Raw genomic sequence first — 22636 nt, forward strand, 5'->3', positions numbered from 1 at the left:
GGGCGGGCTCCCGCGCGGGGGCGGCGGTCTGCTCGGCCTGCTCGTACGCCCGGGCGGGCGGCGGCTGTGTCACGACGAAGTCGGGGTCACGGCCGCGCAGGCGCACCTCGACGGAGCCGGGCGCGAGGTCGCGGGTGATCTCGTCGGCGGCGGCGGACAGCGCCTCCAGCAGGGCGAGCCGGGTGGCGGCGTCGAGGGCGGCGGCGAGGCGCTCGGCCAGCGCGCGCGCCTCGTCACCGCCCGCGCCCGCGGCGACCGCGAGCTCACGGCGGAGTTGGTCGACATAGGGTGCCAGGTCCATGACGCCACTATGACATCATCATGGCGTCATCACAAGCTGGGAGCGCCACGCGATGACGCCATGAAGGCGTCATCGGGATGTCGTCAAGATTCGGTGCGGTGCGTATGGATGGCGTTAAGACGGATAAAACTGTCCTTGGCGGCCGGCCGGAGACGAACCGAAGACGAAGGGGAGTGAGCGACGTGCGGAAGCGTCCCTCCCCCTGGGGCGGGGGCTGAGGTGCGCGGCAGGCTGCGGGTCTACCTCGGGGCGGCGCCCGGCGTGGGCAAGACGTACGCCATGCTGGGCGAGGGCCGCCGTGGCCTGGAACGCGGCCGGGACGTGGTCGTGGGCTACGTCGAGACGCACGGCCGCGCCCGCACGCAGGCCCTCCTGGAGGGCCTGGAGATCATCCCGCGCAGGACGCTCGTGCACCGCGGGGTCGCCTTCACCGAGCTCGACGTCGAGGCGGTCATCGCCCGGCGGCCGGGGGTGGCGCTGATCGACGAGCTGGCCCACACCAACGTGCCCGGCTCGAAGAACGCCAAGCGCTGGCAGGACATCGACGAGATCCTCGACGCCGGGATCGACGTGGTCTCCACCGTCAACATCCAGCACCTGGAGTCGCTCAACGACGTCGTCCGGCAGATCACCGGCGTGCCGCAGCGGGAGACCGTGCCCGACGAGGTGGTGCGGCGGGCCGACCAGATCGAGCTGGTCGACATGTCCCCGGAGGCGCTGCGGCGGCGCATGGCGCACGGCAACGTCTATCCCGCCGAGAAGGTGGACACGGCCCTGGCCAACTACTTCCGCGTCGGCAACCTGACCGCGCTGCGCGAGCTGGCGCTGCTGTGGGTGGCGGGCAAGGTGGACGAGCAGCTCGACCGCTACCGCGCCGAGCACGGCATCGCCACCACGTGGGAGGCCCGCGAGCGGGTGGTGGTGGCGCTGACCGGCGGCCCCGAGGGCGACACGCTGGTACGCAGGGCGGCGCGCATCGCCTCCCGGTCCAAGGGCGCCGACCTGCTGGCCGTCCACGTGACCAGCGCCGACGGCCTGACCGGCGCCGACCCCGCGAACCTGGCCCGCCAGCGCACGCTGGTCGAGAGCATGGGCGGCACCTACCACCAGGTCGTCGGCGACGACGTCCCGCGCGCGCTGCTCGACTTCGCCCGGGGCGTGAACGCCACCCAGCTGGTGCTCGGCGCGTCGCGGCGGGGCCGGTTCGCGCAGATCCTGGCGCGGGGCGTGGGCATGGAGACCACCGCCCGCTCCGGCTCCATCGACGTGCACATGGTCACGCACCCCGAGGTCCGCAAGGGCCGCAGGGCACGGGAGCGGTCGCGGGCGGCGCTCACCAGGAGACGCCGGGTCACCGGGTGGATCATCGCGCTGGCGGGCCTGCCGCTGCTGACCGCGGCGCTGCTGCCGTTCCGCGCCACGCTGTCGCTGTCCAGCGACATCCTGCTCTTCCTCAGCCTGGTCGTCGTCGTCGCGCTGACCGGCGGCACCTGGCCGGCGATCACCGCGGCGGTGGGCGGGTTCCTGCTGCTCAACTGGTACTTCACCCCGCCCACCCACACCTGGACGGTCGCGGCCCCGGAGAACGTGCTCGCGCTCGTGGTGTTCGTCCTCGTGGCGGCCGCGGTGAGCACGATCGTGGACCTGGCCGCCCGCCACACCAGGGAGGCCGTGCGCGCCCGCGCCGACGCCGAGGTGCTCTCCACGCTGGCCGGTCACGTGCTGCGCGGCGAGGCCGCCCTGCCGTCGCTGCTCGGCCGGCTGCGCGAGACGTTCGCGCTGGACTCGGTCGCCCTGCTCGAACGCCGCCGCGCCCCCACCCCCGACGACGCCTCCGTGCCGTCCGCCTGGCGGATCATCGCCACCTCCGGCGGGCCGCCGTCCACCTGCCCGGGCCAGGCCGACACCGACGTGCAGATCAACGAGAACCTCGTGCTGGCGGCGCGCGGGCGGCTGTTGGACGCCAGCGACCGGCGGGTGCTGGAGGCGTTCGCCGCCGAGGCCGCCGTCGCGCTGCGCCAGGAGCGGCTACGGCAGGAGGCGGCGCGGGCCGAGCCGCTGGCGGAGGCCGACCGGATGCGCACCGCGCTGCTGGCCGCGGTCAGCCACGACCTGCGCACGCCACTGTCGGCCGCCAAGGCGGCGGTCGAAAGCCTGCTCAGCCGCGAGGTGCGGTGGAGCCCGCAGGACCGCGAGGAACTGCTCGCCACGGCCGGCGAATCGCTGGCCAGACTCGACCGGCTGGTGGCGAACCTGCTCGACATGAGCCGCCTGCAGGCCGGCGTGCTGGGCCTGGCGCTGGAGCCCGTCTCCGTGGCGGAGATCGTCCCGCACGCGATCGACGAGCTCGGGGCGGCCGCCGGCCGGGTGAAGGCCGACTTCTCCCCCGCCCTGCCCGAGATCGACGCCGATCCGGCCCTGCTGGAACGCGTGCTGGTCAACCTCATGAGCAACGCCGTCCGGCACAGCCCGGCCGGGCGCGACGTGCTGGTCACCGCGGGGCGGCGCGACGGGCTGGTCGAGATCAGGGTCATCGACCAGGGTCCCGGCATCCCGCGCGAGGCGTACGAGCGGGTCTTCCAGCCGTTCCAGCGGCTCGGCGACCGCGACGCCCACGCCGGTGTCGGGCTCGGTCTCGCGCTGTCCCGCGGGCTGACCGAGGCGATGGGCGGCACCCTCGTACCGCACGAGACGCCGGGCGGCGGGCTCACGATGATCGTCTCGATGCCGGTCAGCTCCCGTCCCTGACGGCCCGCCCGTCAAGGGGGTGTCAGGATACGTCCCGGTCGCGTACGAGTGTCGTAGGGATCGGCGTTCGCGCACGTCGCTGGAGCTTGGATGGGGGGTGACGGCTTCGTGACGTGGAAGGGCGCTCATCATGGCTTCAGGGCTTCGGGACGGCAGGCCGCCGGCCGGGCTGCTGGTCGCGGGCGGGTTCGCCGTGACGGTCCTCAAGTGCGCCGTCGTCGCGGCGGCCGTCCCGGGGACGCGGGCGCGCGTGTGGGTGATGGCCGCCGTGGTGACGGCGTTCGCGGCGCGGGCGCGGAGCCTGCCGGCCGGTCTGGCGACGGCGGTGACGGCCTGGTGCTTCACCACCGGGTTCCTGGTCAACACGCTGGGGACGCTGACGTTCGGCCGTTCGGACCTGGTGAGGCTGGGGGTGTTCGCCGTGGGCGGGCTTGGTGGGCGCCGGGCTGCCCCGGCTCCTGCCGGCTCCCCCGCCGGTCGTTCCCGTTTCCGTTCCGGCTCCCGCTCCCGCTCCCGCTCCCGCTCAGGACGAACTTCGCGTTCGGGAACGAGTACCACAGTAAGGTGATAAATCACACATTAGGCAGTCCAAACTGTGCAGTCTGGACTGAAGAGTTCTAGCGTTGAACGTATGGGCGATCAAGACCTCGCGACCCGTGCGGCCGGTGACGTCTGGGTGGTGTTCAGCCGCCTGCGGCGCAGGGTCAAGGACCTCACCGTCGAGGGCGACCTCACCCCGGCACAGGCCTCCGTGCTGGCCCGGCTCGACAAGGAGGGGCCGGCCTCGGCCAGCGACCTGGCCGTCGCCGAGCGCGTACGCCCGCAGTCCATGGCGAAGATCGTCGTGACGCTGGAGCTGGCCGGGCTGGTGGAACGCCACCCCGACCCGCGCGACGGCCGCCGCCAGCTTGTCACCCTGACCGCAGGCGGACGCGAACGCCGCATCGGCGACCGGCGCGCCCGCGAGCAGTGGCTGGCCCGCACCCTGCGCGAACACTGCACCGACGAGCAACTGCGCGCCGTCATCGAGGTGATGGGCGTGCTGGACGACGTGGCGCACTCATGACGCTCTCGGCCCTGTTCCGCGCCCGGCGACGGCCCGCCACCGGAGGAGGGTTCGACCGCCGGCTGATCACGCCGATGATCCTCGGCTCCGTGCTCAACCCGATCAACTCCTCGATGCTCGCGGTGGCGCTCATCCCGATCGGCCGGGACTTCGGCGCGTCCCCGTCGCAGACCGCGTGGCTCATCACCGGCCTCTACCTGGCCACCGCCGTCGGACAGCCCGTCATCGGGCGGCTGGTCGACTCCTTCGGCCCGCGCCTGCTCTACCTGACCGGCACCGCCCTGGTCGGCGTGGCCGGACTGATCGGCGTGCTGGCGCCCGAGTTGTGGGTGCTGATCGTCTCGCGGGTGCTGCTCGGGTTCGGCACGTCGGCCGCCTATCCGGCGTCGATGTTCCTGCTGCGCAGCGAATCGGACCGGACGGGGCTGCGCAGCCCCAGCGGGGTGCTGGCCGCGTTGTCGATCTCGAACCAGGTGGTCTCCGTGCTCGGGCCGCCGCTGGGCGGGCTGCTGGTCGGCGCGGGGGGCTGGCATCTGATCTTCGCGGTCAACGTGCCGTTGTCGGTGGCCTGCCTCGTCCTGGGCACGCTGTACCTGCCGCGCGCGTCCGCCGTGGGCACGGATCTGAGCGCCGCGCGGTCGGAGCGCATCGACGTCGCGGGCATGGCGCTGTTCGCCGGGACGCTCACCGCGTTCATGTTCGTCCTGATGGGCCCCGAGGTGACGCGCCTGCCCCTGCTGGTGGTCCTGACCGCCGTGGGCGCCGCCTTCGTCGTCCGCGAGCTGCGCACCGCCTCGCCGTTCCTGGACCTGCGGGTGCTGGCCGGGAACCTGCCGCTGCTGACCACGTACGTCCGCCAGTTCCTGGCCTTCGTCACCTCCTACGCCTTCATGTTCGGGTTCACGCAGTGGCTGGAGGAGGGGCGCTCGCTCAGCCCGTCGGCGGCGGGCATGGTCCTGCTGCCCATGTCGGCGGCGGCGATCCTGGTCACGGCCATCACCGGGCGCCGCGCGGAGGTGCGCGGCAAGCTGCTGGCCGGCAGCCTCGTGCAGGTCGCGGGGACCGCGCTGATGCTGCTGATCGGGCCGCAGACGCCGATCTGGGCGCTGGTGCTGATCGCCACGGTCATCGGCGTCCCGCAGGGACTCAACGGCCTGGCGAACCAGAACGCCCTCTACGCGCAGGCCGACCCCGCCCGCATGGGGTCCTCCGCCGGGCTGCTGCGGACGTTCATGTACCTGGGCGCGCTGGCCGCCTCGGCCGCGAACGCCGCCTTCTACCGGCACGGAGCCACCACGGCCGGGCTGCACGAGCTCGCCTGGCTGCTGGTCGGCGTGTCCGCGGTGTTCCTCGTCGTCACCCTGGCCGACCGGTCGTTGCGCCGCGTCGGCCACCTGGGCAAAGCCACGACCCCTGAGCGTTGACGCCTCGCCGGGTGCGGGCCCGCACCCGGCGAGGCGGTGGGTCACCGGCGGGCGGCGTCGAGGAGGTTCTGGCGGGCGTCGGCCGGGAGCACGTAGCCGGCCTTGACGTTGCGGGCGTCTGCGCGTGCCACCGTCGAGACGTAGCGGCCGTGCGACGGGTAGAGCCGGTCGAGCGTGACCTCACCGAACGGCACGTGCGTGCCGAACAGCCGGCAGAAGCTCTCACCGGAGTTGTCGCCGGTGTTCAGCGCCGTGGGCGCCGCGACCTGTGACAGCCGGATGCCGCCGCGGGCCAGGCCCAGCTCGTCGCGCGCCTTCGTGCCGTCCGGGGCGAACTCCAGCGGCGGCGCGACCGGCGGCGCGACGCCGCGTTCGGCCCAGCGGGTCAGGTGGTCGTAGGCGGCGGCCAGCACGTGGTGCAGCGGCACGCGGCTGTACGGCGGCCGGTCACAGCGGTACGTGGGCGCGGCCCCCAGGTCGCGGGTCAGCAGCGGCCTGCGGTAGTCGTAGCCGAACCACCCGGAGTGGGCGCTGCCGGCCACCTCCCAGCGGCGGAACCGGTCGGTGTCGGCGGGCCGCTCGGGCGAGCGCACGTCGGTCTCCGACAACACCTGGAAGACCGGCTCGGCGCCGGCGCGGGCAGGGGCGCTGCCGACGATCTGGCCGTACCCGTCGAAGACGCTCTCGATCTTGGGCAGGACGGCGTCGTAGTAGACGGTCAGCCGGCCGGCCGACTGCGAGGCCCCGATCGCGAGGACCGTGTCGGCGCGCAGCCGTCCCAGCAGCGACCCCTGACCGGGCCGCCTGATCGCCTTGGCGGCCTGGGAGAACACGTCGTAGGAGAGCTGGTCGGCGGTGAACCGGCCGCCGCCGGTGACGTCGAGGCCGCCGTACCGGGCCGGGCTCCACCCGCGGAGCTGGTCCACGCCCACGCGCTGGGCGGACACGCCCACCCAGGCGTACCCGGCGCGGGTGATCAGGTCGGTGTGCCAGAGCGCGTCCAGGTCGTATCCGGCGGTGACGTTCTGCCATTCGGTCAGCACGGTCCCGTTGAACGCGGCGGGGCTCGCCGGGCGGCGGACCAGGACCCGGGTCCGGTACGGCACGTCGGCGGCGACCAGCTCACCGGTCGTGCTGTAGGCGTCGGCCACGCCCGACAGGAGGAACTCCTGCTCCACGTAACCGCGGGCGGCCAGGTCGTCGTCCGTGGCCAGCCAGGGATAGGTGTCGGCGACGTCGGGCGAGGCCGGGTCTCCCGGCGGGCCGCCCGGCAGCGGACCCTCGACGCGGGGCACGTCGATCGGCGCCGGCGCCGTGCCGGCGGCGGCTTCCACGGGGGTGAGCAGCAGGCCGGCGGCCACCAGCGCCGCGGCGGCGATCCGGCGGGACGGGCGGGGAAGAGACGCCATGCGTGATCTCCTTCCGGCCGGACGATCCGGCCATCCCCGATGATCGCCGCATCGCACCCGTAGGGATATCGGCACAATCACCAGTCCGGCCGTGCACTGTACGGAAAACCGTACGGCTAGCTTGGCGCCGGAAAGGAGGTCGTCATGACCGAGCACGGATGGGAGCGCGACTACGCGATCCTCGCGCTGCACATCAGCGGTCTGGCCACGGGCGGCGCGATCATCTACCGCGGCCCGCAGGAGTGGCGGGCGCGGGCCGCCGAGCAGGGCGCGCCGCCGCCGGGCAGGCTGGCCGCGGAGGCCGAGCGGTTACTGGAGCGGGCACCGTCGCCGTACGCGGCCGCGAACCTGCGCGCGTTCCGCGCCGTCGCCCGCTACCTGGACGGCGAGCGGCCGCCGCCGGCCGACTACGCCGAGCAGGTGCTGGGCCTGCGCCCGCGATGGCTGCCGGAGGAGGAGCTGGCGGCGGCGCACGACCGGCTGGACGCGGCGCTGCCGAGCACCCCCGGATCGCTGGCGGAGCGGCTGCACGCCTGGCAGCGGGCCCACACCCTGCGCGACATGGACCGGCTGCCGCACCTGGTGGACCTGGCCGTGGCCGAGACCCGGGCGCGCACCGCGGAAAGGATCATCCCGCTGCCGGACGACGAGGTCGTGGAATGCGTGATGGTGCCCGAGGCCACGTTCCACGCCGCCGGCCACTACGCGGGCGGGCACCGCTCGCAGATCCACATCAACGCCGGCATCCCGTTCAACGTCGCCGACCTGCTCTACGTCGTCGCCCACGAGGGGCATCCGGGGCACATCGCGGAGTCGATGTTCAAGGAGGAGCACGACCAGGGCCGCGTCGAGCGGCAGGTCAGGACGTTGCTCTCGCCGCCGTTCGTGATCAGCGAGGGGCTCGGGCTGCACGCCGAGCAGCTGATCTTCCCGGGCGACGAGGCGCAGAGGTGGCTGACCGACCACGTCCTGCCCGAGCTGGGCATCGCCCCGGACGGCAGCGACTTCGCCGCGATCCACGAGGTCAAGAACGTGTTGTGGGGGGTGTGGGGCAACGCGGTGTTCCTCGCCGCGCAGGGCCGCTCCGACGCCGACCTGGCCGCCTACCTGTCGCGGTGGGCACTGTACGACGACGACGAGGTGGCCCTCGCGCTCGGCCAGGTGCGCCCGTCGGCGATGAGCCCGTACCTCTTCTGCTACCACCACGGCTGGCGGCTGCTCGCCCCCTGGCTCGACGCCCCCGACCGCGACCGGCGGGTGCGCCGCCTGCTCACCGAGCCGCTGCTCCCCGCCGACCTGATCGGGTGACCGGTCAGGCGGACGCGCGGAAGCGGTCGGTCGCCTCGACGAGCAGCCGGCGGATGCCGGGCTCCGAGCCGCCGTGACCGGCGTCCTCGACGATGTGCAACTCCGCCTCCGGCCAGGCCCGATGCAGGTCCCAGGCCTGGTTCGGGGGGCGTCTTGACGTCGTGGCGGCCGTTGACGACAACCGCCGCAACCGCTCGATGTCGGCGACCAGGTGCGGAGTGGTGTTGCGCTCCAGTGACACGGCCGGGTCACCGGCGAAGGGGGTGCTGCGGCCGCAGTTGCGCTGGTCGAACAGCACGATCCGGTACGCGGCCGAGTCGAAGAACCGCCGCCCGGGGCCGCCGTGCAGGAACAGCGCGGGCTCGCCGGCCGGGTTTCCGCAGGTCTCCCAGAAGATCTCGTCGCCGACGGCGAGCATCCGGGAGTCGTACGGCTCGATCGGCGGATACCGGTCTCGCGGGATCTGAGCCCGCATTCCTACCAGCCGTGCTCCGCCCGGCGTACGGGACCCCCGCGCTACCCCCGGTGCGGTAGCCGGAGGACGGCACCCACGGCGGACGACCGGGAGGGGGCCGGCGCGGGAGGCTGTCGCCATGCTGTTCATCGAACTCCTGGTCCCCAAGGGCGTCTTCGGCGAGGGCGCACGCCGTGCGCTGGCCGCGCGGCTGACGGGGCTGCGGCTGGTGGGGGGCGACGGCGTCGACCCGGGCGTCGCCCGGCTGTTCGACTCGCTCAGCCACGCGGTGGTGCGCGAGGAGGACGTCTGGCTCGCCGGCGGCGCGTTCGCCGGGCCTGGCCCGGTGGTGCCGGCCCCGGAGGGCATGCTGGTCGATCCCGTCTGCGGCGCGACCGTGCCGGTCGCCGAGGCGGTCCTGCTCGAGCACGAGGGGCGGACGTACGGCTTCTGCTGCGCCCACTGCCGCGGCCACCACGCGGCGCGGCTGCGCGACGCGCCCTGACGCCGGTCCTGGATCCGGCGCGTTCCGGCGCACCTCGCCTGCGCCCCGGCGGGCGTGAGCGTGTACAACAGTCCCATGCAGGAGCGTCCTTCGGGCCGGGTGAGCGCCGACGACCTCGGCGCGGTCATCTCGGCGGTCCTCACCGGGTCACGGCTGCTGGTCGCCATCGCCGCCCGATCGCTGGCCGCCGTCCAGGACCGGGTGACGCTCCCCCAGTTCCGCATGCTGGTGGTGCTGGCCGCGCACGGCGAGACCAAGCTCGTCACCATGGCCGACCTGCTCGGCGTCAACAGCTCCACCGCCATGCGGATGGCCGACCGCCTGGTCGCCGCCGGGCTGATCGTCCGCGAGGTCAACCCGCACAACCGCCGGGAGAACCTCATGCGGCTCACCGGCGAGGGGCACGGGCTGGTCGACGAGGTGACCGCGCGGCGGCGCGAGGAGATCGCCGCCATCGTGGCCCGCATGACGCCCGAGGAGTGCCAGGCCCTCGTCTCCGCCATGAACGCCTTCAACCGGGCGGGCGGCGAGCCGGCCGCGAGCCCGCACTACCCGCTCGGCTGGCCCGACCGGTAGTAGCCGGCGTCGGGCGCGGCGGGCTCCAGGCCGAGCGCGGCCGACAGCTCGCGGGCCGTCTCGGCGACGATCGCGCCCATCTCGTGCAGCCGGTCCTGCGTGGCCGTGCGCGCCACCGCCACGCTGATCGCCGCCGTGATGAGCCCCCGGTGGTCGCGTACGGGCGCCGAGACGCCGGCGGCGCTGTCGTCCAGCTCGACGTCGGAGACCGCGTACCCGGCCGAGCGGACGTGGGCCAGGTCGGCGAGCCACTCCTCCTCCCCCGCGACCGCATGGTCCAGCCCGGACGGCAGCACGGTGCGCAGCAGCTCGCGCACCCGCTCCTCCTGCCAGTCGGCGAGCAGCGCGCGCCCGGCCGCCGCCATGATGACCGGTACGGAGACGCCCTCCCACACCCGGTGGTACACCCGTGACGACGGCATCGACAGCAGGGTCAGCACCTGGTTGCCGCGCAGCACGCACAGGTAGGCCTCCTCGTCGAAGGCGATCGTCAGCCGCCGCAGGAACGGCGCGGCCACCCGGACGAGCCGGGCATGCTGGGTGCGTGCGGCGAGCGCGAACAACCGCCAGCCGAGCCGGTAACGCCGCGTGACCGGGTCACGCTCCACCATGCCTTCGAGTTCGAGCGCTCGAAGCGCCCGGGAGACCTGGCTCTTCTCCCTGTCCAGCCGCTGGGCGATCCAGCTGACGCCGAACCCGTCCGCGTCCCGATCATCGCCGTGACCTGCGAGGACTTCCAGGATCTCCATGTCCCGGCGCAGGCCGGCCGAGGGCGCCGGCGGCTTGTCACTCATCCTTGTCCGTTCATGCCGAAACCATCACTGTTTTGTTGCGATAGCTGCACCTAAGTTTGCACTCAACGCAACTGGTGCCATACGTTTACGAGCCGTTGCAAGCGTAAGCGAAGGTGGTTCCTTTAATGAGTTTCGGCGAGTACGTGATCTCCCGATGGGACACCCTCTCGCTGGCCGCCGCCGAGCACGCCCTGGTCGTCGCGATCGCCATCGCCCTGGCCGCGTTGATCGGAGTCGGCGTCGGGATCCTCGGTCACGGCTCGCCCCGGGTGCGGGAGACGTCGATCGCCGCCGCGGCGGCCATCCTGACCGTCCCCTCGCTGGCGCTGATGACCCTGCTGATCCCCCTGACCGGGCTCGGCTGGGGCTCCACGCTGATCTCGCTCACCGTGTACGCGTTCCTGCCGATCATCCGCAACACCGTGACCGGGCTGCGCGGCCTGGACGCCGCCACCGTCGAGGCGGGGCGCGGCATGGGCCTGAGCCGGCTGCGCCTGCTGGCGCAGGTGCAGCTCCCGCTGGCCTGGCCGCTGATCCTGACCGGCATCCGCATCTCCACGCAGATGATCATCGGCATCGCCGCCATCGCCGCGTTCGTCGACGGGCCGGGACTGGGCAACCAGATCTTCGAGGGCCTGTCGCGGCTGGGCTCGGTCAACTCGCTGAACGCCACACTCGCCGGGACGCTCGGCGTCGTCGTGATCGCCGTGCTGTTCGACCTGTTCTTCTTCGCCGTCCGCCACCTGACCACCCCGAGGGGGCTTCGTGTTCGACCGTGACACCGACGGCGTGCGCATCGAGCTGCGCGCGCTGACCAAGCACTACCCGGGCCAACCGGCCCCCGCGGTCGACAACATCACGATGGACATCCCGGCCGGCGAGCTGGTCGTCTTCGTCGGCCCGTCCGGCTGCGGCAAGACGACCACGATGAAGATGATCAACCGGCTGGTCGAGCCCACCTCCGGCGAGATCCGCATCGGCGGCAAGGACGTGCTCAGTCTCGACCCCGACGAGCTGCGCCGCCACATCGGCTACGCCATCCAGCAGGTCGGCCTCTTCCCCCACCTGACCGTCGCGCAGAACATCGGCCTGGTCCCCAAGCTGCTCGGCTGGCCGCAGGCCAAGATCGACGCCCGCGTCGAAGAACTGCTCGCGCTGGTCAGCCTGGAGCCTTCCACCTTCCGCGGCCGTTACCCGCGCCAGCTGTCGGGCGGGCAGCAGCAGCGCGTCGGCGTCGCCCGAGCCCTGGCCGCCGACCCGCCCGTGATGCTCATGGACGAGCCGTTCGGCGCCACCGACCCGATCACCCGCGAGCACCTGCAGAACGAGTTCGTCCGGCTGCAGAAGCAGCTGCGCAAGACCATCATCTTCGTCACCCACGACTTCGAGGAGGCCATCAAGCTGGGCGACCGCATCGCCGTCCTGCGCGAGGGCTCCCACATCGCCCAGTACGACACCCCCGCCGCCATCCTGAGCGACCCGGCCGACGACTACGTCGCCGGCTTCATCGGCCAGGACGCCACGCTCAAGCGGCTGGCGCTGGTGCGGGTGTCCGACGTGCCGATCGCCGACCCGCTGCCCGATGCGGCGTTGCCGCAGGTCACCGGCGACGCGAGCCTGCGCGAGGCGCTCGACGTCATGCTCGCCCACGGCTCCGACCGCTGCGGCACGCCGTCCGGCGTGCTCACCTACGCCGCGCTGTGCGCCGCCGTGGGCAGCCGGCCGGAGAAGGAAGTGTCGGAAGGAGTGATGTCAGGGGGAGAGGTCCGTTGACCGCTGAGACCCTCGCCACCGGACGGGTCCGCGCCCCCGGCCGCCTGCCGTTCGGCCCGCGCCACCTGATCGTGCCCGTCGCCGTCGGCGCCGTCCTGCTCGCCCTGTACGCCTGGGTCGGCACGCTCGAGCTCGACTCCATCGAGCAGCGCAGCCTCAACAGCACCGTCATCCTGGCCAAGACCGTCGAGCACCTGCAGATGACGGTCGCCGCGACCGCCCTCGTCGTGGTCATCGCGATCCCGCTGGGCGTGCTGGCCTCCCGGTCCAGGAACCGGTTCGTCGCGCCGGTCATCCTCACCGCCGGCAACCTCGGCCAGGCCGTGCCCTGCATCGGCCTGCTCGTGCTGTGCACGTTCCTCATGGGCGTGGGCTTCCAGACCGCGCTCGTCGGCCTGGTCGCGTACGCCGTGCTGCCCGTGCTGCGCAACACGATGGTGGGCGTGCAGCAGGTCGACCCGGCGCTCATCGAGGCGGCCCGCGGCATGGGCATGACGCGCGGGCAGGTGCTGCGCCGCGTCGAGCTCAAGCTGGCCGTGCCCGCGATCCTGGCCGGGCTGCGCACCGCGCTCGTGCTGACCGTCGGCGTCGCCACGCTGGGCGCGTTCGTCGCCGCGGGCGGCTACGGCGAGCTGATCATCAACGGGCTGAAGCTGAACCGCATGCCCGTGACCATCGTCGGCGGTGTGCTCACCGCGAGCATCGCCTTCCTCATCGACTGGCTGGGCGGCCTGGCCGAGGACCTGCTCAAGCCGCGCGGCATCTGACCCCCGTTCCCCCCGATTCCCCTATCAAGAGGTGTCTTTGTAATGCATTTCCCCCTCCGACGGACGTTCGCCCTGCTCGCCGCCGCCGCACTGACCATGACGGGAGTGAGCGCCTGCGGATCCGGTGACGCCGTCGAGGTATCAAGCGCGGGTGACGAGCTGGCGGGCGCCGAGCTCGTCATCGGATCCAAGGACTTCACCGAGAACATCGTGCTCGGCAACATCGCCCTGCAGGTGTTGAAGGCGCACGGCGCCGAGGTCGTCGACAAGATCAACCTGGGCGGCACCGTGACCAACCGCAAGGCCCTGGAGGCCGGCGAGATCGATCTGTACTGGGAGTACTCGGGCACCGGCTGGATCGAGCACCTGAAGAACGCCGAGCCCATCCAGGACTCCGCCGAGCAGTTCAAGGCCACCGCCACCCAGGACCTGGAGAAGAACAAGATCCGCTGGATCGGCCCGACGCCGCTGAACAACACCTACGCCCTGGCCATCCGCTCGGAGAAGGCCGCGGAGCTCGGCGTCAAGACGCTCTCCGACGTCGCCGAGCTGGCCAGGACCAAGCCGGAGGAGGTCACGATCTGCATCGAGACCGAGTTCTCCACCCGCGACGACGGCCTGCCCGGCCTGGTTAAGGCGTACGACATGACCATTCCGAAGGACCGCGTCGCCCTGCTCGACACCGGTGTCGTCTACACCGAGACCGACAAGGGGCAGACCTGCAACTTCGGCGAGGTGTTCACCACCGACGGCCGCATCGCCGCGCTCGGCCTCACGGTGCTGGAGGACGACAAGAAGTTCTTCCCGGTCTACAACGCGGCCGTGACCGTGCGGCAGGAGACCTACGACCAGCACCCGGCCCTGGAGCAGGTCCTCAAGCCGGTGATCGCCAAGCTGGACGACGCCACCATGCAGAAGCTCAACGCCCGCGTCGACGTCGAAGGCCAGGAGCCGGCGACGGTCTCCGCCGAATGGCTGCAGGAACAGGGCTTCCTCGGCTCCTCCTCCGACGCCTGACACCGCTCCCATGGCCGCACCACCCCCCGCCGCGCCGGCGCGGGAGGCCCGCCTGCGCTCCTGGGAGCGCAGGACGGACCCGGTCCTGCTCGGCGTCGGCCTGCTCTTCCTGGTGAGCTGGGCGCTGCCGATCGTGCTGCCCCGGCTCCCGGGTGACGCCGTCGCGTGGCTGGAAAGCCTGCAGCAGGTGGCGTGGGCGTTGTTCGCCGCCGACTACGCGATCCGGCTGTGGCTGGCCGAGCGGCGGTTCGTCGTCACGCACCTGCCGTCGCTGCTGGTCGTGCTGCTGCCGCTGCTGCACCCGCTGGCGGTGCTGCGCTCGCTGCTGCTGCTGACCGCGCTGATGCGCCGGGTCACGCTGCCGCTGCGCATGCGCGTCACGGTGTACGTCAGCGGCAGCTCCGTGCGCGGACCGCCCGGGAATAGGCGGCGGCTCGCCCCGGTTCCTTTGCATCATGCAATGATGATCGGGTCTCACGCGGGAGGGCAGTGCTGGAACGACGGTGGCCGATGAGCGGTCAGCAGGCGTTGCGCCGGCTGCCGTTCGCCGTCATGCCGGCGGTGGCGCTGACCGACCTGCTCGCGGGCCCGTCGCTGGGGTTCCTCCCGCTGCTCACGCTCGGGCCGAGCTTCGCCTCGGTCACGGGCAGCGTGCGGCGCACCGCGCTCGCCGGACTGGTCGCGCTCGTGCTGGCCGTCCTGCTCGGCGCCTACAACGGGGTGCTGTCCACCTGGCAGCACGACCTCAGCCTCGCCACGATCGTCAGCGTCACCGGGGCGAGCATGCTCGCCGGCCACCTGCGGCTGCGGCGCGAACGCGAGCTGGCCGACGTCCGCCTGGTGGCCGAGACCGCGCAGCGCGTGCTGTTGCGCCCGGTGCCGCGCAAGGCCGGCGACCTGCGGGTGGCGCTGTCCTACACCTCGGCCGCGGCCGGCGCCCGGATCGGCGGCGACCTGTACGAGGTCGTCACCACCCCTCACGGGGTGCGGCTGCTCATCGGTGACGTGCAGGGCAAGGGACTGGACGCGGTCGAGACGGCCGCGTGGGTGCTCGGCGCGTTCCGGGAGGCCGCCTACGACGAGGCCGACCTGGGCGACGTCGGCGAGCGGCTGGAGTCGAGCCTGGCCCGGCAGCTGGGCGGGGAGACGTTCGTGACGGCGATCGTCGCCGAGGTGCGGGACGGATGCGTCACCCTGCTCAACCACGGCCATCCCCCGCCGTACCTGATCGGCGCCGACGGCACGGCCGCCGCGCTGGAGCCGCCCGCCGAGGGGCTGCCGCTCGGGCTCGGCGCCCTCCACCCCGAACGGCCGAAACCCAGCCAGGCGGACTTCCGCGAGGGCGACCGCATCCTGTTCCTCACCGACGGCGTGATCGAGGCGCGCGACGCCGCCGGCGCCTTCTATCCCCTGCCCGACCGCGTCGGCCTCCTCCTGACCGGCGACCCGCAGACCGCCCTGGACGCGCTGAGCGCCGACCTCCTCCGCCACACCGGCGGCCCTCTGCTCGACGACGCCGCCATGCTCCTCCTCCACCGGCAGTCAGGGTGACCCGGCATGCCGCCTCCCCCGGGTTTCGACCACGACCTCCCGTCCCTCGGGTCCCTCGGGTCCCTCGGGGACGAGGCGCGGCGCATCGTCGTGGTGGAGGTCGCGGGGGCGCTCGACATGGACGCCTGCCCGCAGGTGCAGGCGCGGCTGGGACAGGCGCTGTCGCTGCACGATCCGCCGCTGGTCGCCCTCGGGGTCGGCGGCGTGACGTCCGCCGACTCGTTCGGGCTCACCGTGCTGCTGGCCGCCGACCGGCACGCGCGGGCGTCCGGCGGCCGGATGGTGGCGTACGCCGCCGGGCTCACGCTGCGCAAGACCCTTCGCGACCGGGCGCTCGACGGGGTGTTGGACCTGCGCCCGTCCCTCGCCGAGGCGCTGCGCGCCCTGCGCCGCCACGCGGGCGCCTTTACATTGTAGATTTCTGGCTAGTGGGAGATCCGGACGACGGCTCTCCTGCCCTGCACGGCGAGGACGCGCAGGTCGATGCCGTTGATGGAGCTGACGCCTGACGGGTTGGGGGTCTGCCGGCCGAACGTCGCCATCATGCCGCCGTCGAAGGAGGTGAAGGTCACCGCGCCGTCCTCCACCTCGAACTCGACCGTCCCCAGGCCCCACCTCGGGGCCAGCTCCACCGACTGACCGTCGGCGACCACGACCTCGCAGTCGGCGTCGCGGCACGCCCGCAGCCGTGCGCCGTCCCGCGCCCGCAGCAGGCCCGCGCCCTGCGGCGGCTCCGCGGCGGAGGAACGCTCAGGCTCGGACAGGTCCTCGGGGTCCGGCGGCGTCTCGGGAGCGGTCGGCGTTTCCGGGTCCGGCGGCGTCTCAAGCTCGAGAGGGGTCGAGGAGACGGAGGGCGTCTCCGGCGCCCCGAACGGATCCTCTGCGCCGGACCCGCAACCGGCCAGCACCAGGCACACCGCCACCACACCCGCCCGAACGACCGGCTGATCCCCCATGGAAACTCCCCGTTCTCCGTACACCCCGAACGACGTCCTCACACGTCAAGCAGCAGTCTGCGGCCACCGTCACGGGACCGGTCCCGCGCTCAGCCGAGGTCGAGCGAGCCGGTGACGTGGAAGCTCTCGTCGAGAACGGCGACGAGACGGCCGGCGGCGCGCGGGCAGGTCTCGCCCGCCCAGGCGCCGACCAGCTCCAGGAAACCCCGCAGGCCCGCGTGGACGTCCGACAGCAGGCCCGGCAGGTCGGCGAGCGGGAGCTCCACCTGGTGCGACGGCTCCTGCCGGAGTCGTACGGCCTCGCCGGTGTGCTCCAGGTCGGTGTCGGGACCGTGCCCCAGCCAGGGGCTCTCCCCGTGCAGCACGTCGGCCCACTCGCGCCAGCTCTCCAGGCCGCAGCAGCAGCCGGGGAGGATGCGGGCGCCGGTGACGGTGTCCGTGACGCGCACGCCACCCGGGGCGATGAGGCACTCCGCCTCGACCAGGTGCCGGTCGAGAGTGAGGTGCAGGTCGGCGACGGGCTCGGCGGGGAAGCCGGCGTACGCGACGATGACCGCCATCGCGGTGCCCACCTCGGCCGGGGTCAGGCCGCCGGAGAGGGCGAGGATGCGGTCGTCCGGCGGCTCGGCGATCGGCCACGCGGTGAAACCCTCCGCGTCGTACGTCTCCAGGACGGCGTCCATGACGATCACGCGATGATCATCGCACGCCACCGGAACCATCCCGCACCGCGTGCCTGGCGGTCACCAGCGGTTGCGGGCCTCTTCGGCCCACCCGGTCAGGCCGTCCAGGGAGATCCAGGCGCCGTCGTCGGCGCGGGCGCGGCCGGTGAAGTGGCCGAAGCACTGGTGCGTCTCACTGCCGACCACGCCGAGCTCCGTCCGGGACGCGTGCTCGTGGAACGGCTGGAAATCGGCCTCGACCCGCGGGCCGCGGATCCGCCAGGGCCGCAGCCAGTCCGTACGGTCGTAGTGCCACTCCAGCTCGTCACCGATCTTGTGCAGCCGCCCCTCGACGAAGAGGGCGTTCTCGGTCGAGCCGGTCCCGTCGGTCCACGTGCCGCCGAGCTGGATCGCGCGGCCGGGCCCGCTGCCGGCCGCCCAGTTCCACGTGACCGCGTACGGCCATTTGCCGCGCCCGTGGTCGAGCACGGCGAGCGACTCACCCTCGGGCACCGTGAACTCCTCCGCGCCCAGGCGCAGCCGGCCGCGGACCGGGCGGCCGACGTCCTTGACCGTGTACTGGAAGAGGTGGGGACCCCACGGCACCACGACGCCGAGCGACTCGTGCCCCTCGGGCAGCGGCACCTCCACGTCCAGCTCGACCCCGGGCGCGACGGCGCGGATCGAGGTGCCGCCGGGGCGCTGGTCGATGTCGACGCGCACGCCGCCGCCGCGGACCGACGCGGTGCCCGTGCCGCTCCTGTCCGGGAACACGGCGTGGCGGGCGAACGGCACCACGACGTCCTCGGCGGTCTCCCGTCCCGTGGCGCGGTCGAGCACGTAGACGCCGTGCAGCCCGGCGTAGTCGAGGGAGGACGCGACCACGCCCACGATGTGAGCAGGGGTGACGATCCCCCAGTACTCCCAGCGTTTGGCGCGCCCCCACCCGCGCAGGTTCGCGCGGTGCAGGGGGCGCCTGGTCCAGCCCACCGCCGCCGGGTCGAGCCGCCCGTCGGGCAGGCACAGGTCGACGGGCTCGGTGATCTCGCGCTCGTGGGTCATCTCGGTTCGCCGCGCTGAAAGGCCCGGATCGCGCCGAGTACCTCGATGCGCACAAACGAACGGTACTCCGCCCCTGGAACGATCCCAAGATCGATATAGATGGCGTCATTCGCCCGCAAGAAGATTGAAAGCCAACGCCATTCACGGAAAGCCAACTGAAATCGGTCCATTTCATGATGTGGGCATTCCACCCGAGGAAAGGACCCCCCGATGAACACCAGCCGCGTCCTCGCCGGCCTCGCCCTCACCACCGCCGCCGCCGTGACGCTCGCCCCCGCCGCCCAGGCGGCCACGAGCACCGCGGCGACCACCGAGCCCGCCGTGTCGGAGGCCGCCTCCGCCAAGGTCTGGGGCCCCTACTACGCGCCCGGCCGGGCCGCCAAGACCCTCGGCACGCTCACCGCGCGGGGCGAGGACCACGCCGACCTGCCCACCGCCGACACCGTGAAGGTCACCGGCCTGCTGTACGACCAGACGCGCCGCAGCGCCTGCGGCTGGGCCGTCTTCCGCATCACCTACCGCGACGGCTCGAACCTGCCCAACAGGCTGCACAGCGTCCGCGACTGCTCCCACCGCGACGCCAAGCGGTACACCTTCACCTACCGCGACGTCTACCAGGTCGAGCTCAAGGTCTGCTCCGAGGCCACCTCCCGGCCGTCTCTCACCTGCCAGTACGCGGGCACCTGGAAGACGCTCTACCTGTCCAAGTGACACCGGCAAAACCACCGGCAATTCGTACCTATATATCGACATATATCCCTTATGTCGTTTTCGGTAGGGCAGGCGGGGGATCAACGGAGGGACACCTCGACCGAGGCCCGGCACCGCTGACACCGCGGCACCGGGCCCGTCGTCTCCGAACCCCGGCGACGGCACATCGCCGGAGACCGGAACTCACGGGGAGGTTCTTCGATGGCCTACCACCACGCCCGACAGGTCACCGGCTGGGTCGGCTGGGTCTGGTTCGGCGGCATGATGATGATCCTGGCCGGGCTCTTCAACATCATCACGGGACTCGCGGCGATCTTCGCCGAGCGCGTCTACGTGGCGACGCCCTCCCGGCTCCTGCTCTTCGACATCAGCACATGGGGCTGGCTCCACCTCATCCTGGGCGTGCTCATCCTGGCCACCGGCATCGCCGTCATGACCGGCCAGACCTGGGCCAGGGTGGTGGGGGCCGTCCTCGTCATGCTGAACGCCCTGACCCAGCTCACCTGGATCGCCGTCAATCCCTGGTGGTCCCTCGCCGTCATCGCGATCGACGTGCTCGTGCTGTACGCGATCATCGTCCACGGACGCGAGGCCAGAGCGGACTGACCCGTACCGCGCCGGAGAGCCGCCCCACGGCCTGTGGGGCGGCTCTTCATGTGCCCACCCGCAGGTCCGCGAAGACCGGAAGGTGGTCGGAGGCGTCACAGGGGACGACCGCGGCCGCGGCGACCGCGACGCCGGGCGAGGTGAACACGTAGTCGATGCGCGCGCCCGGCCCGCCCGCCGGGCACGTACGCCCGTCGCCCTGCCCCGCCCTCGGCCAGACGTCGGCCAGGACCTCGGTGAGCGCCCCGACCTCGGGCGTGCCGGGCCCGGCGTTGAGGTCGCCGGTGAGCACGACCGGGCCGGCGCGGGAGGCGACCAGCGGCCCGATCGCGCGGGCCTGGTCGAGGCGCTCGCCCGCGTCGTCGTTCTGCAGGTGGGTGGTGAAGACCTGGACGCGCACCCCGCGCACGGCCACCAGCGCGCGCAGCAGGCCGCGCTGCTCGTGTCCCGGACGACGGGGCAGCCAGGTGATGTCCTCTTCCAGGACGGGATGGCGGGTCAGGATCGCGGTGCCGTACCTGCGGCGCGGGCGGCCGGGGGCGGGCGGGTCGCGGTGGAGGTTGGCGCCGTACACCAGGCGGGCGCGCAGCCGCCCGGCCAGCCAGGACGCCTGGTCGGCGAAGCCGCTGCGCTCGGACCAGTGCCGGTCGACCTCCTGCAGACAGGCGACGTCCGCGGTCTCGACGACGCGGGCGATGCGCTCCAGGTCGAGCCGGCCGTCGGCGCCCACGCCGTGGTGCACGTTGAAGGACACCACCCGCAGGACGCCCGGCGGCCGCGGGCGGCGGAAGCGGGCGACGGCCGGCGCGCTCAGATCACGCATCCGCCCTCACGGAGGTCGCCGGACTCCACCATGCGGCGGTAGCCGGGGCATCGGGTGAAGTCGTCGGCCGTGCACCGCATGACGTGCTCGATCAGCGTCTTGGAGGCCGTGAGCTCCTGGAGGCGGCGTTCCAGGCCCTCGTGGTGGCGGCGCAGGAGGGCGCGGCGTTCGGCGCCGCCGGAGACGTCCAGGATCTCCCTGATCTGCTCCAGGCTCATCCCCGCCGCCTTCGCGCGCAGGATCGTCATGACGCGTACGGCGTGGTCGCGGGTGTAGCGGCGGCGGCCGCTCACCCGGGCCGCGGGCGTCAGCAGCCCCATGGCCTCCCAGTGGCGCAGCACGTGCGGCGCGAGACCGAACTGGCCGGCGAGTTCCCCGATCCCCATGAGATCGCTTGACTTCATGGGGACATCCTGCCTTGGACGGCGAACGAGCAGGGGGTCGCTCAGTGGCCGCCCCACTTCACCGAGGCCACCCGGTCGGGCCTCTTGGTCATGATGCCGTCGACGCCGTACGACATCAGGCGGCGGATGACCGGCTTGCGGCCGCCGGCGATGACGTAGACGCGCATGCCCTTGCCGTGCAGCTCGCGGACGTACTCGGCGCTGACGCCGCGCTGCGGCAGCGTGACGCCCTTGACGTAGCCGGCCAGGTTGGGCAGCTGCTCCATGGCCGACTTGCCGAGCACCAGGATCGGGACGTCGGGCACCATGCCGTGCAGCACCCGCATCGCCCGCCAGTCGAACGAGTGCACCGCCAGCGGCTTGCCGCGCCACTGGTCGCGGGTCTCCTGCAGCTCGGCGGCGACCTGGCGGTCGATGTCCGGGCTGCCCGGCGGGTGCTTGATCTCCAGCAGCAGCCCGGTGCCGCCGCCGCCGAGCAGGTCGATCGCCTCCCTGAGGGTGGGCACGCGCTCGCCCCGGTAGCGCGAGGAGAACCACGACCCGGCGTCGAGCCGCCGGATCTCGGCGAGCGTGAAGTCGGAGATCCGCCACGGAGAACGGTCCGGGAAGACCTGTTCGACGTTGGTGGTGCGCGCCAGCGTCTCGTCGTGCATGAGGACCAGTCTGCGGTCCTTGGTCTGCTGTACGTCGAACTCGCACATGTCGGCCTGCTGGGCCCTGGCCAGCGCGCAGGCGGCGAGCGTGTTCTCGGGGGCGTAGGCGGAGCCGCCCCGGTGTGCGATGACCTCGACGTCCTCTGGCGCGGCCCACGCGGGGCCGGCCAAGGAGGCCATGGTGGCGGTGACGACGACGGCGCCGAGCAGGCGGTACATGTTCCTCCCCCGGTTAGATCCATGCCGACCCGACCCCGACGCGCGCGTCTTATGTCGAGTTACGCAGAAAAGTGCCCACAAGAGCGACCAATGACCGTTTTCGACCGGCGTGTCGGGACATTTCTGAGCGGACTTTGGTCATCACGAGAGAACGCCTTGGCGCCCCCGGGCGAGTTTTGGCATCCCTTTCTGGGCTTACGCACCAGCCAGAAGTAATTCGCCGGATCTGGGCGAGAAATCCGCCCACAACGCTTTCTCGAACCTTAGTGTGAGCCCCGAACTCACACCCCGAGAGAGGCATCCATGCGCAAGCTCATCGAGTCCACCTTCGTCACCTTGGACGGCGTCATCGACCAGCCGCACAAGTGGGGGTCGCCGTACTGGGATGACGAGCACACCGCGTACGGGAACGCGTTGTTCGCCCGCTCCGGTGCCCTCCTGCTCGGCCGGGTGACGTACGAGGCGTTCGCCCAGGCGTGGCCCGCGATGGAGGCGGCCGGCGACAAGGACGCCGCCGCGATGAACGCCCTGCCGAAGTACGTCGCCTCGACCACGCTGACGGAGGCGACGTGGAACGCCACGATCATCCAGGGCGACGTCGCCGCGGAGGTCGCCCGGCTCAAGGAGCAGCCGGGCGGCGACCTCCTGAAGTACGGCACCGGCGAGCTCGACCGCACGCTCCTGGAGCACCGGCTCGTGGACGAGTACCACTTCTGGATGTTCCCGGTCGTCGCCGGGAGCGGGCAGCGCCTGTTCGACGGGTTCGACCTGACCCACCTGCAGCTGACGGGCTCGACGCGGTTCGCGTCGGGCATCGTCGTCCTCGTCTACGAGCCCAAGTGACCCG

General features: G+C 72.4%; 25 protein-coding genes and 2 pseudogenes. 17 read left to right on the forward strand and 10 right to left on the reverse strand.

Features of this window, described 5'->3' with window-relative positions; genetic code table 11:
• Nucleotides 1–301 (reverse strand): annotated as a pseudogene (locus tag C1J01_RS14740) (hypothetical protein); the annotation flags it as partial.
• Nucleotides 302–580: 279 nt separating this feature from the next.
• Here C1J01_RS14740 and C1J01_RS14745 point away from each other — a divergent pair.
• The 4 genes from C1J01_RS14745 (at nucleotide 581) to C1J01_RS14760 (ending at nucleotide 5539) form a co-directional block, all read left to right on the forward strand.
• Nucleotides 581–3049 carry a sensor histidine kinase gene (locus C1J01_RS14745; protein ID WP_235854451.1) on the forward strand — a complete coding sequence of 823 codons (2469 nt, stop codon included), beginning with the start codon at nucleotides 581–583 and terminating at the stop codon, nucleotides 3047–3049.
• A 130-nt stretch (nucleotides 3050–3179) separates the two neighbouring features.
• Entirely contained in the window at nucleotides 3180–3617 is a 438-nt protein-coding gene (locus C1J01_RS14750) for a hypothetical protein (RefSeq protein WP_111179530.1), read from the forward strand.
• A gap of 63 nt (nucleotides 3618–3680) precedes the next feature.
• Entirely contained in the window at nucleotides 3681–4115 is a 435-nt protein-coding gene (locus tag C1J01_RS14755) for a MarR family winged helix-turn-helix transcriptional regulator (RefSeq protein ID WP_111179531.1), read from the forward strand.
• Complete coding sequence (locus C1J01_RS14760) at nucleotides 4112–5539, forward strand: MFS transporter (protein WP_220039918.1); 1428 nt, start codon at nucleotides 4112–4114, stop codon at nucleotides 5537–5539. The genes C1J01_RS14755 and C1J01_RS14760 overlap by 4 nt, the downstream gene beginning before the upstream one ends.
• Before the next feature lie 41 nt (nucleotides 5540–5580).
• Here the strand turns inward: C1J01_RS14760 and C1J01_RS14765 are convergent, their stop codons facing one another.
• On the reverse strand, nucleotides 5581–6948 hold the full coding sequence (locus tag C1J01_RS14765) for an alpha/beta hydrolase domain-containing protein (protein ID WP_146615593.1): 1368 nt from the start codon (nucleotides 6946–6948) through the stop codon (nucleotides 5581–5583).
• 144 nt (nucleotides 6949–7092) lie between these two features.
• Between C1J01_RS14765 and C1J01_RS14770 the strand changes: the two genes are divergently transcribed.
• Nucleotides 7093–8256, forward strand: a complete 1164-nt coding sequence (locus C1J01_RS14770) for a hypothetical protein (RefSeq protein WP_111179532.1) — start codon at nucleotides 7093–7095, stop codon at nucleotides 8254–8256.
• A 178-nt stretch (nucleotides 8257–8434) separates the two neighbouring features.
• Here the strand turns inward: C1J01_RS14770 and C1J01_RS54105 are convergent.
• Nucleotides 8435–8731 (reverse strand): annotated as a pseudogene (locus C1J01_RS54105) (prolyl aminopeptidase); the annotation flags it as partial.
• Between the two features lie 118 nt (nucleotides 8732–8849).
• Here C1J01_RS54105 and C1J01_RS14780 point away from each other — a divergent pair.
• Together C1J01_RS14780 and C1J01_RS14785 are read left to right on the forward strand one after the other, a co-directional pair.
• Nucleotides 8850–9215, forward strand: a complete 366-nt coding sequence (locus C1J01_RS14780) for a YHS domain-containing protein (RefSeq protein WP_111179534.1) — start codon at nucleotides 8850–8852, stop codon at nucleotides 9213–9215.
• A 75-nt stretch (nucleotides 9216–9290) separates the two neighbouring features.
• Nucleotides 9291–9791, forward strand: coding sequence for a MarR family winged helix-turn-helix transcriptional regulator (locus C1J01_RS14785; protein ID WP_111179535.1), 501 nt, complete (start codon nucleotides 9291–9293; stop codon nucleotides 9789–9791).
• Here C1J01_RS14785 and C1J01_RS14790 read toward each other — a convergent pair.
• Complete coding sequence (locus C1J01_RS14790; protein WP_111179536.1) at nucleotides 9764–10585, reverse strand: IclR family transcriptional regulator; 822 nt, start codon at nucleotides 10583–10585, stop codon at nucleotides 9764–9766. The two genes, C1J01_RS14785 and C1J01_RS14790, sit on opposite strands and share 28 nt — an antisense overlap.
• Before the next feature lie 125 nt (nucleotides 10586–10710).
• On the opposite strand from C1J01_RS14790, the gene C1J01_RS14795 reads away from it, so the two are divergent.
• From C1J01_RS14795 to C1J01_RS14825, 7 genes are read left to right on the forward strand one after another with little or no spacing between them, the layout of a single operon-like run.
• A complete protein-coding gene (locus C1J01_RS14795; RefSeq protein ID WP_111179537.1) occupies nucleotides 10711–11364 on the forward strand; it encodes an ABC transporter permease in 654 nt (217 codons plus the stop codon).
• Complete coding sequence (locus tag C1J01_RS14800; RefSeq protein WP_235854449.1) at nucleotides 11351–12358, forward strand: ABC transporter ATP-binding protein; 1008 nt, start codon at nucleotides 11351–11353, stop codon at nucleotides 12356–12358. Before C1J01_RS14795 ends, C1J01_RS14800 begins: the two co-directional genes overlap by 14 nt.
• A complete protein-coding gene (locus tag C1J01_RS14805) occupies nucleotides 12355–13125 on the forward strand; it encodes an ABC transporter permease (RefSeq protein WP_111179538.1) in 771 nt (256 codons plus the stop codon). The genes C1J01_RS14800 and C1J01_RS14805 overlap by 4 nt, the downstream gene beginning before the upstream one ends.
• A 42-nt stretch (nucleotides 13126–13167) precedes the next feature.
• On the forward strand, nucleotides 13168–14142 hold the full coding sequence (locus C1J01_RS14810; RefSeq protein WP_111179539.1) for a glycine betaine ABC transporter substrate-binding protein: 975 nt from the start codon (nucleotides 13168–13170) through the stop codon (nucleotides 14140–14142).
• 10 nt (nucleotides 14143–14152) lie between these two features.
• Nucleotides 14153–14656, forward strand: a complete 504-nt coding sequence (locus C1J01_RS49835; RefSeq protein ID WP_181448752.1) for a hypothetical protein — start codon at nucleotides 14153–14155, stop codon at nucleotides 14654–14656.
• The gene (locus tag C1J01_RS14820) at nucleotides 14653–15693 is read left to right on the forward strand and encodes a PP2C family protein-serine/threonine phosphatase (protein WP_111179540.1); all 1041 of its coding nucleotides are present in this window, start codon (nucleotides 14653–14655) and stop codon (nucleotides 15691–15693) included. The genes C1J01_RS49835 and C1J01_RS14820 overlap by 4 nt, the downstream gene beginning before the upstream one ends.
• 6 nt (nucleotides 15694–15699) lie before the next feature.
• Nucleotides 15700–16110 carry an STAS domain-containing protein gene (locus C1J01_RS14825; protein ID WP_111179541.1) on the forward strand — a complete coding sequence of 137 codons (411 nt, stop codon included), beginning with the start codon at nucleotides 15700–15702 and terminating at the stop codon, nucleotides 16108–16110.
• Between the two features lie 8 nt (nucleotides 16111–16118).
• On the opposite strand, the gene C1J01_RS14830 is transcribed toward C1J01_RS14825, so the two are convergent.
• The 3 genes from C1J01_RS14830 to C1J01_RS14840 form a co-directional block, all read right to left on the reverse strand.
• A complete protein-coding gene (locus C1J01_RS14830; RefSeq protein WP_146615594.1) occupies nucleotides 16119–16649 on the reverse strand; it encodes a hypothetical protein in 531 nt (176 codons plus the stop codon).
• Between the two features lie 89 nt (nucleotides 16650–16738).
• Complete coding sequence (locus C1J01_RS14835) at nucleotides 16739–17332, reverse strand: hypothetical protein (RefSeq protein WP_438943118.1); 594 nt, start codon at nucleotides 17330–17332, stop codon at nucleotides 16739–16741.
• A gap of 60 nt (nucleotides 17333–17392) precedes the next feature.
• Entirely contained in the window at nucleotides 17393–18373 is a 981-nt protein-coding gene (locus C1J01_RS14840; RefSeq protein ID WP_111179544.1) for a DUF2804 domain-containing protein, read from the reverse strand.
• Between the two features lie 210 nt (nucleotides 18374–18583).
• Here C1J01_RS14840 and C1J01_RS49840 point away from each other — a divergent pair, with 210 nt between their 5' ends.
• The gene (locus C1J01_RS49840; protein WP_181448753.1) at nucleotides 18584–19084 is read left to right on the forward strand and encodes a hypothetical protein; all 501 of its coding nucleotides are present in this window, start codon (nucleotides 18584–18586) and stop codon (nucleotides 19082–19084) included.
• A 201-nt stretch (nucleotides 19085–19285) separates the two neighbouring features.
• A complete protein-coding gene (locus tag C1J01_RS14855) occupies nucleotides 19286–19690 on the forward strand; it encodes a DUF7144 family membrane protein (RefSeq protein ID WP_111179546.1) in 405 nt (134 codons plus the stop codon).
• Nucleotides 19691–19736: 46 nt separating this feature from the next.
• Here C1J01_RS14855 and C1J01_RS14860 read toward each other — a convergent pair whose 3' ends face one another.
• Genes C1J01_RS14860 through C1J01_RS14870 form a run of 3 tightly spaced genes read right to left on the reverse strand, consistent with a single transcriptional unit; the run spans nucleotide 19737 to nucleotide 21789 of the window.
• Nucleotides 19737–20513 carry an endonuclease/exonuclease/phosphatase family protein gene (locus C1J01_RS14860; protein ID WP_111179547.1) on the reverse strand — a complete coding sequence of 259 codons (777 nt, stop codon included), beginning with the start codon at nucleotides 20511–20513 and terminating at the stop codon, nucleotides 19737–19739.
• Entirely contained in the window at nucleotides 20501–20917 is a 417-nt protein-coding gene (locus C1J01_RS14865; RefSeq protein ID WP_235854450.1) for a helix-turn-helix domain-containing protein, read from the reverse strand. Before C1J01_RS14865 ends, C1J01_RS14860 begins: the two co-directional genes overlap by 13 nt.
• A 41-nt stretch (nucleotides 20918–20958) precedes the next feature.
• The gene (locus tag C1J01_RS14870) at nucleotides 20959–21789 is read right to left on the reverse strand and encodes a glycerophosphodiester phosphodiesterase (RefSeq protein ID WP_111179549.1); all 831 of its coding nucleotides are present in this window, start codon (nucleotides 21787–21789) and stop codon (nucleotides 20959–20961) included.
• Nucleotides 21790–22092: 303 nt separating this feature from the next.
• Between C1J01_RS14870 and C1J01_RS14875 the strand changes: the two genes are divergently transcribed.
• Nucleotides 22093–22632: a dihydrofolate reductase family protein gene (locus C1J01_RS14875; RefSeq protein ID WP_111179550.1), complete on the forward strand. Its 540-nt coding sequence runs from the start codon at nucleotides 22093–22095 to the stop codon at nucleotides 22630–22632.
• Nucleotides 22633–22636: the final 4 nt, after the last annotated feature.

Source organism: Nonomuraea aridisoli, assembly GCF_003236395.1.
In the GTDB taxonomy this organism is placed as follows: Bacteria; Actinomycetota; Actinomycetes; order Streptosporangiales; family Streptosporangiaceae; genus Nonomuraea; species Nonomuraea aridisoli.

Excerpts from the sequence above, each read along its gene's own strand:
- C1J01_RS14770 (WP_111179532.1), top strand. The coding sequence starts at position 7,093 with ATGACCGAGCACGGATGGGAGCGCGACTACGCGATCCTCGCGCTGCAC.
- C1J01_RS14865 (WP_235854450.1), bottom strand. The coding sequence starts at position 20,917 with ATGAAGTCAAGCGATCTCATGGGGATCGGGGAACTCGCCGGCCAGTTC.
- C1J01_RS14745 (WP_235854451.1), top strand. The coding sequence starts at position 581 with ATGCTGGGCGAGGGCCGCCGTGGCCTGGAACGCGGCCGGGACGTGGTC.
- C1J01_RS14760 (WP_220039918.1), top strand. The coding sequence starts at position 4,112 with ATGACGCTCTCGGCCCTGTTCCGCGCCCGGCGACGGCCCGCCACCGGA.
- C1J01_RS14780 (WP_111179534.1), top strand. The coding sequence starts at position 8,850 with ATGCTGTTCATCGAACTCCTGGTCCCCAAGGGCGTCTTCGGCGAGGGC.
- C1J01_RS14860 (WP_111179547.1), bottom strand. The coding sequence starts at position 20,513 with ATGCGTGATCTGAGCGCGCCGGCCGTCGCCCGCTTCCGCCGCCCGCGG.
- C1J01_RS14855 (WP_111179546.1), top strand. The coding sequence starts at position 19,286 with ATGGCCTACCACCACGCCCGACAGGTCACCGGCTGGGTCGGCTGGGTC.
- C1J01_RS14810 (WP_111179539.1), top strand. The coding sequence starts at position 13,168 with ATGCATTTCCCCCTCCGACGGACGTTCGCCCTGCTCGCCGCCGCCGCA.
- C1J01_RS14825 (WP_111179541.1), top strand. The coding sequence starts at position 15,700 with ATGCCGCCTCCCCCGGGTTTCGACCACGACCTCCCGTCCCTCGGGTCC.
- C1J01_RS14750 (WP_111179530.1), top strand. The coding sequence starts at position 3,180 with ATGGCTTCAGGGCTTCGGGACGGCAGGCCGCCGGCCGGGCTGCTGGTC.
- C1J01_RS14755 (WP_111179531.1), top strand. The coding sequence starts at position 3,681 with ATGGGCGATCAAGACCTCGCGACCCGTGCGGCCGGTGACGTCTGGGTG.
- C1J01_RS14820 (WP_111179540.1), top strand. The coding sequence starts at position 14,653 with ATGAGCGGTCAGCAGGCGTTGCGCCGGCTGCCGTTCGCCGTCATGCCG.
- C1J01_RS14840 (WP_111179544.1), bottom strand. The coding sequence starts at position 18,373 with ATGACCCACGAGCGCGAGATCACCGAGCCCGTCGACCTGTGCCTGCCC.
- C1J01_RS49835 (WP_181448752.1), top strand. The coding sequence starts at position 14,153 with ATGGCCGCACCACCCCCCGCCGCGCCGGCGCGGGAGGCCCGCCTGCGC.
- C1J01_RS14875 (WP_111179550.1), top strand. The coding sequence starts at position 22,093 with ATGCGCAAGCTCATCGAGTCCACCTTCGTCACCTTGGACGGCGTCATC.
- C1J01_RS14830 (WP_146615594.1), bottom strand. The coding sequence starts at position 16,649 with ATGGGGGATCAGCCGGTCGTTCGGGCGGGTGTGGTGGCGGTGTGCCTG.
- C1J01_RS49840 (WP_181448753.1), top strand. The coding sequence starts at position 18,584 with ATGAACACCAGCCGCGTCCTCGCCGGCCTCGCCCTCACCACCGCCGCC.
- C1J01_RS14790 (WP_111179536.1), bottom strand. The coding sequence starts at position 10,585 with ATGAGTGACAAGCCGCCGGCGCCCTCGGCCGGCCTGCGCCGGGACATG.
- C1J01_RS14795 (WP_111179537.1), top strand. The coding sequence starts at position 10,711 with ATGAGTTTCGGCGAGTACGTGATCTCCCGATGGGACACCCTCTCGCTG.
- C1J01_RS14870 (WP_111179549.1), bottom strand. The coding sequence starts at position 21,789 with ATGTACCGCCTGCTCGGCGCCGTCGTCGTCACCGCCACCATGGCCTCC.
- C1J01_RS14785 (WP_111179535.1), top strand. The coding sequence starts at position 9,291 with ATGCAGGAGCGTCCTTCGGGCCGGGTGAGCGCCGACGACCTCGGCGCG.
- C1J01_RS14835 (WP_438943118.1), bottom strand. The coding sequence starts at position 17,332 with ATGGACGCCGTCCTGGAGACGTACGACGCGGAGGGTTTCACCGCGTGG.
- C1J01_RS14765 (WP_146615593.1), bottom strand. The coding sequence starts at position 6,948 with ATGGCGTCTCTTCCCCGCCCGTCCCGCCGGATCGCCGCCGCGGCGCTG.